Origin of the sequence: Pelagibius sp. Alg239-R121 (genome assembly GCF_947331435.1) — a bacterium.
GTDB lineage: Bacteria > Pseudomonadota > Alphaproteobacteria > Kiloniellales > Kiloniellaceae > Denitrobaculum.
Map to the genome: position 1 here is coordinate 92,261 of NZ_CAMZOF010000003.1, position 13,435 is coordinate 105,695.

16 protein-coding genes and 1 pseudogene are annotated in these 13,435 nt (G+C 56.2%); 11 read left to right on the forward strand and 6 right to left on the reverse strand.

Annotation, left to right across the window (positions count from 1 at the left end; all coding sequences use genetic code 11):
- Positions 1 to 42 precede the first annotated feature (42 nt).
- The 3 genes from QMZ18_RS10880 to QMZ18_RS10890 all read left to right on the forward strand — a co-directional run bounded on the left by QMZ18_RS10880 (position 43) and on the right by QMZ18_RS10890 (position 2,077).
- Positions 43 to 333, forward strand: coding sequence for a DUF2282 domain-containing protein (locus tag QMZ18_RS10880; protein ID WP_322097187.1), 291 nt, complete (start codon positions 43 to 45; stop codon positions 331 to 333).
- A gap of 150 nt (positions 334 to 483) precedes the next feature.
- Entirely contained in the window at positions 484 to 1,344 is an 861-nt protein-coding gene (locus QMZ18_RS10885; RefSeq protein ID WP_282606324.1) for a DUF692 domain-containing protein, read from the forward strand.
- Positions 1,328 to 2,077, forward strand: a complete 750-nt coding sequence (locus QMZ18_RS10890; protein ID WP_282606325.1) for a DNA-binding domain-containing protein — start codon at positions 1,328 to 1,330, stop codon at positions 2,075 to 2,077. The genes QMZ18_RS10885 and QMZ18_RS10890 overlap by 17 nt, the downstream gene beginning before the upstream one ends.
- Positions 2,078 to 2,084: 7 nt before the next feature.
- Here the strand turns inward: QMZ18_RS10890 and QMZ18_RS36935 are convergent, their stop codons facing one another.
- The 3 genes and pseudogenes from QMZ18_RS36935 to QMZ18_RS36940 form a co-directional block, all read right to left on the reverse strand.
- Complete coding sequence (locus QMZ18_RS36935; RefSeq protein ID WP_322097188.1) at positions 2,085 to 2,297, reverse strand: hypothetical protein; 213 nt, start codon at positions 2,295 to 2,297, stop codon at positions 2,085 to 2,087.
- Between the two features lie 27 nt (positions 2,298 to 2,324).
- Positions 2,325 to 2,384, reverse strand: a pseudogene (locus QMZ18_RS37045) (hypothetical protein); the annotation flags it as partial.
- The gene (locus QMZ18_RS36940) at positions 2,375 to 2,647 is read right to left on the reverse strand and encodes a hypothetical protein (protein WP_322097189.1); all 273 of its coding nucleotides are present in this window, start codon (positions 2,645 to 2,647) and stop codon (positions 2,375 to 2,377) included. The pseudogene QMZ18_RS37045 and the gene QMZ18_RS36940, both read right to left, overlap by 10 nt.
- 306 nt (positions 2,648 to 2,953) lie before the next feature.
- Here QMZ18_RS36940 and QMZ18_RS10900 point away from each other — a divergent pair, with 306 nt between their 5' ends.
- Complete coding sequence (locus tag QMZ18_RS10900) at positions 2,954 to 3,814, forward strand: HAD hydrolase family protein (RefSeq protein WP_282606326.1); 861 nt, start codon at positions 2,954 to 2,956, stop codon at positions 3,812 to 3,814.
- Between the two features lie 85 nt (positions 3,815 to 3,899).
- On the opposite strand, the gene QMZ18_RS37050 is transcribed toward QMZ18_RS10900, so the two are convergent.
- Positions 3,900 to 4,100 carry a PEP-CTERM sorting domain-containing protein gene (locus tag QMZ18_RS37050; RefSeq protein ID WP_367575946.1) on the reverse strand — a complete coding sequence of 67 codons (201 nt, stop codon included), beginning with the start codon at positions 4,098 to 4,100 and terminating at the stop codon, positions 3,900 to 3,902.
- Between the two features lie 277 nt (positions 4,101 to 4,377).
- On the opposite strand from QMZ18_RS37050, the gene QMZ18_RS10905 reads away from it, so the two are divergent.
- The 5 genes from QMZ18_RS10905 to QMZ18_RS10920 all read left to right on the forward strand — a co-directional run bounded on the left by QMZ18_RS10905 (position 4,378) and on the right by QMZ18_RS10920 (position 8,450).
- Positions 4,378 to 4,656, forward strand: a complete 279-nt coding sequence (locus QMZ18_RS10905) for a hypothetical protein (RefSeq protein WP_282606327.1) — start codon at positions 4,378 to 4,380, stop codon at positions 4,654 to 4,656.
- An 18-nt stretch (positions 4,657 to 4,674) separates the two neighbouring features.
- Positions 4,675 to 4,812 (forward strand): AraC family transcriptional regulator, encoded by a 138-nt coding sequence (locus tag QMZ18_RS37055; RefSeq protein ID WP_367575947.1) that lies wholly within the window; start codon positions 4,675 to 4,677, stop codon positions 4,810 to 4,812.
- A 56-nt stretch (positions 4,813 to 4,868) separates the two neighbouring features.
- A complete protein-coding gene (locus QMZ18_RS10910) occupies positions 4,869 to 6,146 on the forward strand; it encodes an MFS transporter (protein WP_282606328.1) in 1,278 nt (425 codons plus the stop codon).
- An 86-nt stretch (positions 6,147 to 6,232) separates the two neighbouring features.
- Positions 6,233 to 6,925: a hemolysin III family protein gene (locus tag QMZ18_RS10915; RefSeq protein WP_282606329.1), complete on the forward strand. Its 693-nt coding sequence runs from the start codon at positions 6,233 to 6,235 to the stop codon at positions 6,923 to 6,925.
- A 124-nt stretch (positions 6,926 to 7,049) separates the two neighbouring features.
- On the forward strand, positions 7,050 to 8,450 hold the full coding sequence (locus QMZ18_RS10920) for a hypothetical protein (protein ID WP_282606330.1): 1,401 nt from the start codon (positions 7,050 to 7,052) through the stop codon (positions 8,448 to 8,450).
- Positions 8,451 to 8,489: 39 nt separating this feature from the next.
- On the opposite strand, the gene QMZ18_RS10925 is transcribed toward QMZ18_RS10920, so the two are convergent.
- Positions 8,490 to 9,008, reverse strand: coding sequence for a hypothetical protein (locus tag QMZ18_RS10925; RefSeq protein ID WP_282606331.1), 519 nt, complete (start codon positions 9,006 to 9,008; stop codon positions 8,490 to 8,492).
- Between the two features lie 202 nt (positions 9,009 to 9,210).
- On the opposite strand from QMZ18_RS10925, the gene QMZ18_RS10930 reads away from it, so the two are divergent.
- Entirely contained in the window at positions 9,211 to 10,038 is an 828-nt protein-coding gene (locus tag QMZ18_RS10930; protein ID WP_282606332.1) for an IclR family transcriptional regulator, read from the forward strand.
- A gap of 78 nt (positions 10,039 to 10,116) precedes the next feature.
- On the opposite strand, the gene QMZ18_RS10935 is transcribed toward QMZ18_RS10930, so the two are convergent.
- Entirely contained in the window at positions 10,117 to 11,148 is a 1,032-nt protein-coding gene (locus tag QMZ18_RS10935) for a TRAP transporter substrate-binding protein (RefSeq protein WP_282606333.1), read from the reverse strand.
- 104 nt (positions 11,149 to 11,252) lie between these two features.
- Here QMZ18_RS10935 and QMZ18_RS10940 point away from each other — a divergent pair, with 104 nt between their 5' ends.
- On the forward strand, positions 11,253 to 13,424 hold the full coding sequence (locus tag QMZ18_RS10940) for a cytochrome P450 (protein WP_282606334.1): 2,172 nt from the start codon (positions 11,253 to 11,255) through the stop codon (positions 13,422 to 13,424).
- Positions 13,425 to 13,435: the final 11 nt, after the last annotated feature.

Below are 13,435 nucleotides of genomic sequence, written 5' to 3' on the forward strand. Positions count from 1 at the left end.
CTCTCACTATCTCATTTTCTGAGTGCAATTTTGGAGGAAGATATGTCAGGTAAGACACGCAACTATCGCTATTCCATGGCCGTCGTCGCTGGTGCGATGGTCGCTGGATTCGCCATGGCGTCGGCGGACGATGTGCAGGCAGGCGACAAAGAGCGCTGTTACGGCGTTGCCAAGGCTGGTCAGAACGATTGTGCAGCCGGTCCCGGAACGACTTGTGCCGGTACCTCGACCCGTGATTATCAGGGTAACGCCTGGAAGCTGGTTCCCAAAGGTACCTGTGCCGAGATCGAGACTCCCGCGGGTAAGGGTAGTCTCCGTCCGGTGAAGCGTTAACCGTGACGTTTGCCGCTTGTGCGATGATTGCTTTCAACTGGATCGCAGAGTCTGCGTTCGTTCTGACGATCATCGCACGAGCCGGCTGCCTCAGTTGCACGGTAATAAATCACCGATGCGACGCAAGCGATCCTACAGGCTGAAGAACTGATGGCTTATGCGGAATCGCCGATTGGGATCAGCCTGAAGCCGCAACACTACAGCGAAATCCTGCACGACAGACCGCAGATCGGCTGGTTCGAGCTGCATCCCGAGAACTATATGTCTGAAGGCGGTGAAAGCCATCGTGTTTTGAGTGCGATTGCGGATCGGTATCCCCTATCCTTCCATAGTGTTGGCCTTTCCCTGGGGCGGGCAGAAGGACCGGATCTCACTCATCTGGAGCGGCTTGACCGTCTTTGTTCCGACTACGATCCCTGTCGTGTTTCCGATCACCTGGCTTGGACCAGCAGTGGCGGAACCTTCTTCAATGACTTGCTGCCTTTTCCTTATACGCAGGCCAGCCTGGAAACCTTCTGCAATGCAGTGGATCTTGTGCAGACTCGTCTCGGCCGCCGCATCCTGGTCGAAAATCCTTCCCAATATGCCGCGCTTGATGAGAGCGAGATGGCGGAAAGTGATTTTCTCAACGCTTTGACCCGGCGCAGCGGTTGCGGATTGCTGCTGGACCTCAACAACATCTATGTCTGTTCGCAGAATCTTGGGTTTGATCCAACAACCTATCTTGATGCCATCGACCTCTCTCAGGTCGGCGAAGTTCATCTGGCGGGCCATACCTGCAGCGAATGGATGGGGCGTAAAATTCTGATCGACGACCATGGTAGCGAAGTTTGTTCAGAAGTCTGGTCGTTGTTTGCTGATCTGCTTAACCGCATTGGACCGGTTTCAACGTTGATAGAATGGGACACGGACGTGCCGTCGTTGGAGCGCTTGCTGCAGGAGGCGGAAAAAGCACAGAGCTATGTCCGTGTCTGTGTTGCGGGAGGGGAACTTCGTGCCCTCGCTAGCTGAATACCAAGCCACTTGGCGGGATGCTCTTCTGACGCAGGATAGGGATGATTCCGAATTTGCTGCGGTAAGTCCCGCGCTGGCTATTCACAAAAATAATTTTCTCTTCGCCACACGTGAAGCCTTGGCATCAGTCTTCGGAACGGTGTCGGCATTGGTTGGCGAGGAATTCTTCGCGGCTATGGCAAAGGCTTTTATCATTGCCGAGCCGCCGACCTCACCGGTGATCTTGGATTACGGGAGCGGGTTTCCTGGCTTTATCGCAAATTTTCCTCCAGCCGGAACACTGCCATACCTGTCCGATATAGCAGTGTTTGAGTGGGATCTGCATCAGGTCGCTCTCGCTGCAGATGCGCAGGCTCTGGAGCCGTCATTCTTTTCAGCGCAGGCGGTCGAAACGCTTCTCAGCCTCGAACTGGCCCTCATTCCGGGCGCGCGTATTTTCCAATCCAAATTTGCCGTTGTAGATATATGGCGCGCACACAAAAGTGTGCCGGTTGACCTTACGTCTCTGGGGCCGATCGATGTCGCTTCCCGCGCACTGATGGTGCGCAACGATGGTCTATTATCCGTGATCTCTTTAACGAAGGGAGAAAAGTTTTTTTTGGATGCTTTGAACAACGGCGAAGATCTTGGCACGGCAACCGCCATTGCATTGGATGGCGACCCCGCCTACGACATTCTCGAGTCGAACAGAAAACTCGCGGCTACCCGTTGCTTTCAGCTGCGAGAATGAATGTCAATCAATCCGCAGCCGGCGTGCTGCTCCAGAAATGATCAAGGGACAGCAAACCTGGACCTCGGATAACGAGGTAAACCAGTAGAAATAGCCAAAGGCTGCGTTGATCCAGGATGACGGCATCTGAGAAACGATCGAATAGGGCTCCAACCGTTTTTTCGTCTGCCCCATGGAAGACGATGTCGACAAAGCTTTGGACCGCCACGAAGCCGATCATGCCAATTGCGGCAAGGCGCGTGAAGAGGCCGAAGACGATCAGGACGGGCAGGATGAATTCGCAATAGGTCCCGGCTGCTACGATGATGTCGTAGGGAAAAAAGGAACCTTGGAAGCATCATAGTCATACTGCTCCACCACGCTGGGCAGAATCTGAAAGTAGGCATTGTCGGAAATTGAGAAGACGCCCAAAGCGCCGTCGCCGATCTTGGTCAGGGCGGAGTTAAACAGATAAACCAGCAGGACACCTGCGAATACAAAGCGCGCGGCGAGACCAAGGAACCAGTCTTCCAGGCCGTTCTGTACCCGATCGAACATGTGGTCATGCCAACCGGCGAATCGGGAAATCAATGCGCGCATCCTTCAAGACTGATCGTTTCGCTGTTCTGTGGCTTGTCATCCTCCCCACACGTCGGCCCAATCTAAAGCGCGAGACCTGCCTGATCGTTAAATTATCTGTATAATTCTTCGTGATTTGAGCCAGTACCCGCCTTAAAAACGTAAGAATCTCATGGGTCTGCCGGGCCGGGTTCTGCACAGCAGGAGAAAACCGCGGTCTGGCCGCGTTATCGGAAATCTTTCCGATGGTCAAAGCAGCCACAGTGTCGTTGAAATGACGTTGATCACACCGCGAATCTTAACAAACGGAGTGCCTTCGTGAAGTTGTTTGTATCTGACTTGGACTTCACTTTGTTGGGGAAGGATGGTGTGTTTTCCTCGGACGCCGCCAGTCGCCTGAACGATCTGATCTCAGGTGGTCTGAACTTTACCGTAGCGACGGCCAGGTCGGCGCCCTCGATCCGGTATCTGCTCTCCGAAGTGAAACTGGAACTGCCGGTCATCGAACTGAACGGCGCGATCCTGCGCGATCTGCAAAGCGGTCATATTCTCGACCATTACGGACTCGGTCTGGAAGCGGCCACGGCAATCAACGACTGTTTCCAGGAACTCGGATTACCCGCCTATGTCTCCGGCCTGATCGGTGATCAAAATCCGCTCTACGTTCCGGAGCTTCACACCCGGGGGATGCAGTGGTTCTATGACGAGAAAGTCCGTTACAACGATCCCCGGCTGACCGAGTCGTCCGGTGACCCAATCGCCGACAACCGGGGCTTGGAGGATGTGCTTTGCTTTGTTTATCTTGGTCCCAAGGATGAGATTGATCTGATCGCCGCGTCCGTTTCCGCGAAAGTGCCCGATGCCCTGGTCATACGTTATCCCAACCATTACGTGGGCGATTGGGAGATTGTCATTGCCGCCCCAAAGGCGAACAAGGGCCATGCCGTCGAAAGGCTCCTCGATCACCTGCGGAACCACCGTGCTCTGCATGTCAAGGAGACAACGGCCTTTGGCGACAGCTCCAACGACTTGGAAATGCTGGCTGCAGTCGACAATGCCGTTGCTGTCAGCAATGCCAGCGAAGATATCAAGGCGCGTGCAGGGGTGGTTATCGGCCACCACAGTGAAGATGCTGTTCTGGACTATCTGGAGAAGAACGCAGGGAATGGCGAGGTGTAAGTGGTTTCGCTGAAGCCGCGAAGAACAATCGGACTCGAGATGCACCCATATCGGCGCTTGTACGTGTGGGAGATACTGCATCTGGTCATCTGAGACATCGCCGTTGATCCCCTTCGTGCCGCCTCCGCACGACCCTGATCCCTACGAGACCAAGAGCAAGCGTTGCAAGAGGGCCCGGCTCGGGTACCGAAGTTGACGGTTCGATGGTGGACAATCCAGCGACAGGCACTGGATGATTTCTGAGCTGACTCCCGCGTCTTCGTTCAAGCCTGCCGTTGGCAGCCATATCATGCCTCGCCGGGCTGTGCGGTGAGGCGCAGCAATTGATGCGCGACGACGACTCACAGGGTCTTGAACATCAACCAAAACAAGCAACGGGAATTATGTTCCGCATGCTGTTGTATGTTCTTCCTGTGAAAACTGGAGCCAATTTACCGGCGAATTTGAATGAAAAGTCATTGCGTTGATCGAGATGCAGGCAATTTTGCCGGATTTTTACTCGTTCAGGCCACCGGAGACCGCAATGCAAGCCGATGCTGTCCAGTTTCGTGGTTGAAAGGCTTATGAGATACACCCTGGTCGCAGGAAAAGAGACTCTCCTGAGCTTTCTGCTTTGCGTTCTTGTGTTGGTGCACAGCGCAGTGGCACAGGAGGACCCGACTGCCTGCACCCGAGTCAACAGTCTGACGGAGATCGTTCTCGAGCACTTGACCGAAGATGGCATCGGGACGGGTGATTTGGCGGCGTCTATGGCCGTGAGTAAAAAGACTCTTGGGTGGCGCCTGAAGGAAGCGCAAGGACAGCTTCCTGCAGCTTTCATCCGCTCCATACGTCTGAATTAAGCACGTGATCTGATCCTTTTGCACCGACACAACACGCTGGCTGAGATTGCCTATGCTGCGGGCTTCTCCAGTGCCGGTTACTTAGCTAAGCTGTACCGGCAGGAATTTGGGGAAACGACGAGCGAATCTTTCAAGTTTGCGGCACGCGGGGTGTAGCGTGTAGAGGTAAAGTGTTGATTGGCCGGTGATCTGAAGGGCGGAGCCGTGACTTTATGAACGGTCGAACGGCGTTGGCGCGGAGGTTGAACCGGCGGGTTTTCTACGGCTGGTTCATGGTGTTCGTGGCCGGTTTCAGCATCTTTGCCAGCGGACCGGGGCAGTCCCACACCTTCAGCGCCTTCAATGCCCTGATCGCGGCCGATCTGGGGATCACCAACACCGAACTCGCCTTTGCCTACTCTCTGGCGACGATTGGCGCTGCTTTTCTGCTGCCGCTGTTCGGACGGCAGGTCGAACGCTTCGGATCCCGGCGCAGTCTGCTGGTCGTGTCAACGGCGCTGGGTTTTGCCTGCTTCTTTTTTGGGGCGGCAGCAAACTTCCTCTGGCTGGTGATCGGCTTCGGTTTGTTGAGATTTCTCGGTCAGGGCTCGATGATGCTGGGGGCGGCAAATCTGGTTGCGCAGTGGTTCTCGCTCAAGCGTGGATTCGCCATGGGATTGATGGCACTCGGTTTCGCTGCTTCCATGGCGATCCACCCTACGCTCGCACGCGTCTTGATTGAACTCTTTGGCTGGCGCGAGGCTTGGTTTGGTCTCGGATTGATGACCTGGGTGATGATGCTCCCGGTGTTGTTCTTTTTGGCGCAGGACAAGCCCGAGGATCTGGGCCTCAGCCCTGACGGTGTAGAGGCGCCAAAGAAAGCAGATGGAGAAAAACCGTTACTCGGTGGCGTGACTCTTGCCGAGGCTCTGCGTCACCCGAGCTTTTACATTGTCGCAACAGGTCTCTTTACGATCTCCGGGCTCGTGACGACACTGCATTTTCATCAGTTTAACATTCTGGCTTCACAGGGACTGAATGCCAATTGGGCAACCTTGGGGTTTTGGTTCACTGCAATCACCATGGTTGCCGCCATGCCGCTGGTCGGGCGCGGTTTCGACCGATTCCGTACGCGTTACATGTTCGCTGCGGCCTTGTGTGTGCAGGCTGCCACTTTGGTGGGTGTAACCTTCGTCGATTCGGTTTCGCTACTGATCGCCTACTCCATGGCTTTCGGCCTGAACAACGCCTTTTCCATGACCATATTCGGCTATATCTTCCCGCGCTATTTCGGACGCCTGCACCTTGGGCGCATTCAGGGGACGGGCCAAATGGTGGCGGTGTTCGGCGCGTCGGTCGGTCCGATTCCTGTCTCCTATGCCTTGGATTTTCTGGGCGATCCTGTGATCACACTCAGGCTGCTGGCGACCTTTCCACTCATCGTCGCACTGGTGGCGGCGCTGTTCCTGAGAACAATGCTGCAGGTCACCGGCAGTGAGCACCTGGAATGAGTGAACCCAGCGTCACAAAAACAATAGGACGTTTGAAACGAACCCAGCGCGTGCTTAACTGATGTGAGCGCCGCTTGAGCAGGCGGATGCGCATTTTCTTGGGGAAGATCCCGGACATGTATGTCGAATGTTATCCCCGTGACGAAGAACGGGTGAATGCCCTGACCCACGGTCTCGGCGCGCTGTTGAGCGCAGCCGGGCTCATATTCATGGTCATGCAGGCCGAAAGCGTGGGGCGCGATGGCAGCTTGCCGGCCGTCATCATATACGGCGGTGCGATGATCTTGCTGTTTCTGTTTTCAGCGCTCCACCATGCCGTCTGGAACCCTGGTCTGAAGCAGTTCCTGTTGGCGCTGGATCATTGCGGAATCTACCTGCTGATCGCGGGCACCTATACGCCCTTTTGCCTCATGCTGCCAACGGGTGAGGAATGGACTCTGCTGGCGATGATATGGGGGCTGGCGGTGGCCGGGATCACTGTGCAGATAGCGGCCTTTCTCACCGGCCAAAGCGACCGTTACGAAAGATTCGCCTACATCTTCTATCTGGCGATGGGCTGGTTGCCGATGCTCTATGCGCGCGAGACCGTATTCGGTGTTCTGGAGTCGCGTGGACTCTGGCTGTTGGTCGCCGGCGGTCTGGCCTATAGCATCGGGGTGGCGTTCTATCTTTGGAAAGGGTTGCGCTTCGGACATGCCGTGTGGCATCTCTTTGTGATTGCCGGCGCCGGATTCCATTTTTTCTCGATCTTCTATTACGTCGTTCCCGAGTATCCCTGATACCGCACGCGCCCCTGTGCCGGCCTATTTTGGCAAAGGGCCTGGGGCATGAAGTCAGCTGCAGGGCTGTCGTTACGAACGCACGGTTCTTGTTCCTGCCGGCTGAACCTGGAGAGACCCGCCGATGACGACCTACAAGATGACCAAGCCCGAATATTGGTCATACCTTGTCGGTGTGTTTGGCCTGTACGGACTAATCTTCTTTCCTCTCCTTTCCTATTACGGGTTTGAGTACTGGCAGACGCAGCCCGATTTTTTCGCGGGATTGAGTGCGGATCCAGATTTGACGATTGTCGACCTGTTTGCGCCGGCCCTGATTTTCTGCACAGGTTTTGCGCTGTCGAGAGATCGGATACATGGGTTTAGCGTGGTTCGCTTCGGTCTGTTTCTTCTGCTGATAAATCTTGCCGCCTTGGGTGCGTCAGCGAACAGGGATGTCTTAATTTTCCTTCCAGGCGGGCTGATCGGATGTTGGATATGCGGGAACTTTGCGCGATCCGCCTTTGCCAGAGTGTCGTCATCCTCTGATGCATCATCCAATAAAGAACTGGTGTTTTTCTCCAGTGGTATCGTGGTGCTGGTCACCGCCGCATTCGTTGGTTTCAGCGCTTATGGTCCGGTCAGGTTCTCGCTGGACGAGGGGGCCGTCTTTGTTCGCGCTACCGTTCCGCCAGGCTACCCGCAGGATCACCGAGCCGCGGCTGTTTCCACGCTGGAAGAGCAGATTCTGGCGTTGAGCGAAGTGGAGACGCTCAAGAGTTTCGCAGGGTACACAGATGAGGACCACGAGTTTGCCAGGTCTCTTTATGTCAGAGAAATATTGTTGGAACTTAATCCTGCAGTCTGGTGGCGCAAGGGAAGCCAGCGACTGGCCCTGGTCAACACTCTGCGGGAAATGGAACTCCGGTTCCCAGGCGTAAAAATCACGGTACTAGAACAGCTGGATCGCCCTGAGTTTGCTCTGGAACAGGCATCGTATACTTTCTCCGAACTCCAGTTTGTTCCCGATCGCGAAGCGCTTGCCCGTTTGGGCGTCCAGGCAACGGACCTAAATGCGGCAATGAGTTTGAAGCTGCGTCTTTCGTCAGGGAGCGTCTCCATGAGAGATCTTGGCACTGTCGAGGTCGCGGGGAAACGCATAGCGCTCTCCGAGTTGGGCGAATTCAGGTCAGTTAAAACCGAGTATCTGGCAGGCGACCTGCCGAGTGGAAAATGGCTGCAGATCAAGCACGAGACAATGCCTTCAGGTGATCAGGGATTTACCGTGTATCTCGATGAAGACAGATTGCGTGCTTTTGGGATTTCTCTCGCGGACATTGATGCCAAAATCCGGGCCGGCCTTGGTACGTTGTCGGGGCAGGGCGATTTAAAGGCGTTAGAAGATCTGGTGTTGGTCAGTGCCGACGACAGGAGCGCTTCGCTTCGCCTTGGCGACATTGCAAAGGTAATTTTCGGCGAGGTGCGCGGCGCTCAGAGTGAGGTGCAAGGCGTGCCATATGTGATTTCTGTTGGCCAAGTCCGGTGAACAACGAAGACCTCGTCACTCGCCAGAACGAGGACACGATTAGGTTACGTCGAAGTTTGTTCCGACCCAGCGCACGCGGCTGATGCCTTCCGGTTTTTCCAGCCGCGCAACGAGCTGCCAGAGAGCCTGAGGCGTCACAAAATCCAGAACCTCTGCGGTCTGCATCAGTCCGAAGTCCGCTTTCAGGTTAGCATAGGCCTTTGCGGAAACCTTTTCCCGTACTGAGGTCCACAGCGTCTCGAACAGCCAGGCAGCCATGTTCTTGACCTGTATGGATGGAAGCTGATGACCCTCGCGGAAGTGATCGGCTGCCGAGCTTTGTGCGGGAAGATTCAATGACGCGCCCTCGGCAAAGCGAAGGGTGACCACCTCGCCGGCGCTTTCGAAAGCCGCGAGGTGTAAGCCGGTTTTTGGATTCGGCGCTGGAACGAATAGGCGTGCCGGTAGCCGGACACGTGGAGTCGCGACCGGAGAGCGCCCGATAGCGAGACTCCCACCTGAAACCAGGAGAAGTGCAACGATTGACTGTTGGAATAACAGGCGTCTCGTGACCTGCATATCAAAGCTCCCAAATTAACTTGCAGGTTCGGTACGGCTTCGGCGTTACGCAGGCGCCTGCCGATCGTTGGACTGAAGGGTGGATTTCAAGCCGATGAGCGGAGTTTGAAAAGCCAGCCAAGGAACCCGATTCTATCACGTGCAGCGAGATAACATCATACGCGAATTGATGCGGCGGTCACTTTGTGTTTGCTTAGTTGCCATGAGTAAAGCAGATAAACCGAACAGATCGAAGGGGTCTTCCGCGCCAGCCCGTAAGGCGGCCGCGCCGGGCACGGATTTAGAGCGGGATACGCGCAAAGGCGTGCAGTCCGTTGAACTGGCGTTTTCGATCCTGCGTGTCATGGAAGCGGCTGAACGGGCGCTCGCGGTCAAGGAAATCGCTGGCCGCCTCGAAATGCCGCCTTCGAAGGTGCATCACTACCTGGTCTCGCTCGTGCGTTCGGGGGTGCTCCAGCAAAACAGCGCCGGCGCCTATGACCTAGGTCCTTTTGCTCTTCATCTGGGACTGTCTGCGCTTAGACGGCTCGATCCGATCGCTCGCAGCAATGCGGCCGCCGAAGCTTTACGCGATAAAACAGGTGAAGCGGTCTTTGTCGCAGTTTGGGGCAGTCACGGTCCTACAATCGTGCGTTACTTTGAAGGATTCCAGCCGGTCACGGTTGAGGTCAGGGCAGGCCTTGTTCTGCCAGTCGTATCTTCGGCCACGGGACGGGTCTTTCTCGCCTGGGGGCATGAGAGCCAGCTGGCACCCATCCTGGGTCGTGAGCAAGGGGTGTCGAAAAGCGAGATAAAAAAAATCCGCGCAGCTACCAGGGCGGATGGGCTCGGACGCGTCGAAGGCAATCTCCTGCCGCGCATAGCTGCACTCAGTGTACCCGTCTTTGATCGAGATAAGCGGCTCGCTTTAACTGTGACAGCGCTCGGCTGGATCGGCGAATTCAATGTGGATCTCGACGGACCGGTGGCGCTGGCCCTACAGAAAACCGCCCGGCGACTATCCAGTGAATTGGGCTACGTCGCGCGCTGAATTTTATGGAGATGAAAAACGGCAGTGGCACCGGCTACTTGCCAGCCAGAGGCTCGCAGCCTGCCCCTGTAAATGAAGTCAATTCGCCGACATTTCTGTTTGCACCATCCTGTGTGCAGCTGCTGCGTCGATGCCTTTGGCGGTGATCTCAGCCAGCACGCTCCCGACGATCTTTTCCGCGATCGGCTTGTAGGTCGCGATATCGGCGTCCGATGCGCTGTTGATCGAATTGCCTGCGGTGTCGTTGGTTAGCTTGCGGGCTTTGTCGTCGTTCGCATCCCAGATCGCGCCTGCCATGCGGCTTGCCGGTTCGCCGAACACTTTCTCTTCCAACGCTTGACGGACATCCGCCGGCAGTGAGTCGAATACTTCCTCATTCATGATAAAGGCGAAGGACCCCCGGTAAAGTCCGCCCGGAATCACATAAACGTTCTTGGCGACCTCGGTCAGTTTGAATCCGCCCCGGGTCTCGAGCGGCATGACCACGCCGTCGGCTGTCCTGGAGGCAAGGGTTTCATACACCTTGGGGGCTGGGACCTTGATACCCGTCGCTCCCAGGGCATTGCCGACTTCGGAGCCCACGCCGCCGGGGACCCGGATTTTCATGCCCTTTATCTCCGAAAGCGATGTGACCTTCACGTTAGAGTGCAGCTGCGCGGGGCCATGGGTATGAAGGCCGATCAGTTTTACGCCGCGGTGTTCCTTTGCCTTTGCAAGGTACTTTTGATGCACGCGCCAATAGGCGACCGAGGCGGCTTCGGCATTGCCATCGTATCCAGGCAGCTCGATAAGCTTGGTCGCGGTGAAGCGCCCGGCTTGATAACCATGGAAGATCACGGACATATCAGCGGCACCATCGATGACCAGATCCATTTGAGCCGGTGGCGGGGCGATCCCGTATTTGACTTCCGCTGTGACGCGGCCGCCGGTTGCTTCCTCCATCATTTTGATCAAGCTAGGCCACATCTGAGCGTTTAACCCGTGTTTCGGCGGTGCCCAGCTTGAAATCGTCAGGTTGAACTCGGCTGCATTGACGCTTGGCGCGTTCGCTGCATTCGCGGCGACCAAGATTGCGCTTACACCTCCGAGGATCAATTTCCCTACGTTCATCCCATCCTCCCTCATGTGGCAGATTCTCTGTATTTAATATTGATAAATATATTTAACCAATGATAAGACAGGGTGCAAGGATATTGGTTGGAAGCAGGTTTGCCATGGTTGACGTGCCGCTTTGTAATGCGGATTTTTACAGTGATACCTTTATCCAGGATCCCTGGCCTCGCTATGCCGAGATGCGGGCGCTTGGCCCGGTCATCTACTTGCCAAAGCTCGATAACTATGCGTTGACCAGGCACAAGTCCATTCAGGCGGCTCTGCGCGATCCCGTCACCTTTTGCAGCAGCAAGGGCGTTGCCGGCGACCGCTTTGGCTGCAGTTTCCTCCAGGGCAATACCGTCGCTTCCGATGAGCCGCGCCATTCGGAGTTGCGCCGGGCGATGGCGCCGCCACTTCTGCCCGGAGCGCTCAAGGCCATCCGTGGCGAGGTTCAGCGGCACTCCGATGCTCTCATTGACCGCCTCTGTGCCGCAGCCGGCTTTGACGTGATGGCCGATCTGGCGCGCTATCTGCCGCTGACCATTGTTCGCGATATGGTTGGTTTGCCGGATTTCGGTCAGGAAAACATGCTGAAATGGGCGGCGGCGGCGTTTGATGTTTTAGGCGAGCAGAATGAGCGGGGGAAATGCGCGCTTGCGGCCATTGAGGAGATGCGGGAATTCATCGGTACCGGCGCGACCCCAGATAAACTGAAACAGGGAAGTTGGACTCGCCGTATCCATGAACTTGTGGATCAGGGTGGACTGAGTGCTGGCCTCGCACAATTCGCCATCCGCGACTACATCAATCCCAGTCTCGATACGACGATCTCGGCGACCGGCGAATTGATTTGGCAATTGGCGAGAAACCCTGACCAGTGGGAGGAGATCAAGAACGACCCGGACCTCTGTACCAATGCGGTCAACGAAGCGGTTCGTCTGTGCACGCCGATTCGCAGCTTCTCGCGCCATACGACCCGCGACGTTGAAGTTGAAGGCTACTGCATTCCCGAGGGCTCCCGGGTGATGATGCTGTTCGCTTCAGCCAACCGCGATGAAGCTCAGTTCGATGATCCGGATCGGTTTGATGTGACCCGTAATCCGAAAGACCATTTGGGTTTCGGGAGCGGCATTCACATGTGCGTAGGCATGCATCTTGCCCAGATGGAAATGGTGTCTCTGCTGCATGCGATGATTCCGCGCGTCGGTCGTGTCGATGTCGGTGAGCCGATCATCGCCATGAACAATACCATCCGCGCTTTCTCACACCTTGAGGCCTCGTTCGAGCCGGAAGGGCGCTTTTTTCCCGTACCAGTCATACCGCCGGCGCAGAAGGACACGAACAGCCTGCTGGCGGCAAAAGTGGCAGCTCGTAAGGAAGTCGCACGAGACATCATTACTCTCACGCTTGAACCCAAACCAGGAGATCGCTTTCCGCCCGCGGAGGCGGGCGCTCACGTTGACGTCCACATCCGGCCTGGTCTGGTCCGGCAGTATTCCCTAACCGGTAATCTCGACGAAGGTCCCTATTGCATCGCCGTCCAAAAAGAACCTCGGTCGCGCGGCGGATCCGTTGCCATGCACGAGAAGTTCCACCCTGGCTCGGACATCCTGATTGGCCGGCCACGCAACAACTTCCGGCTTCATGAAAGTGAGGCTCCAGTTGTTCTTTTCGCGGGCGGAGTAGGCCTGACACCGCTATTTGCCATGGCCTGGCAGCTCCATAAGGCGGGGCGGCTTTTTGCACTCCATATTTCGGTCCGTGAGCGTGCGCGCTTGCCTTTCGCGGCGGACTTGGCTGCAGCACCCTTTGTTGAGCGGGTGCACCTGCATGTCGACGCCGAGCCTGACAGCCCGCCCGTTGATGTTGCCGAGGCGATACCGTCATTGGGAGCAAAAGCGCATCTTTACATCTGCGGGCCTGCCGGGTTCATGCGTTTCGTCGAAGGCGAGGCCCGCGCTGCAGGTCATCCGGCCAACCTGATCCATCTGGAGCACTTCAGTGCAGAGATCGACAGCGATGGCGAGGCCTTTGAAGTGATCGCTGCGAAATCCCGGACAACGATTAAGGTGCATGCGCAGGAAACAATCTTGGATGCCTTGAAGAATGTCGGGATTTACGTCGAGACCTCTTGCGAGAACGGCGTTTGCGGAAGCTGTCTGACAGCGGTTCTGGAGGGCACGCCCGACCATCGTGATTTAGTGCAGACGGATACCGAAAAAGCGTCGAACAGAAAGATAACGGTCTGCTGTTCACGCTCGAAATCGCGGCGGCTAGTGTTGGATGTTTAGACTCTTCGACG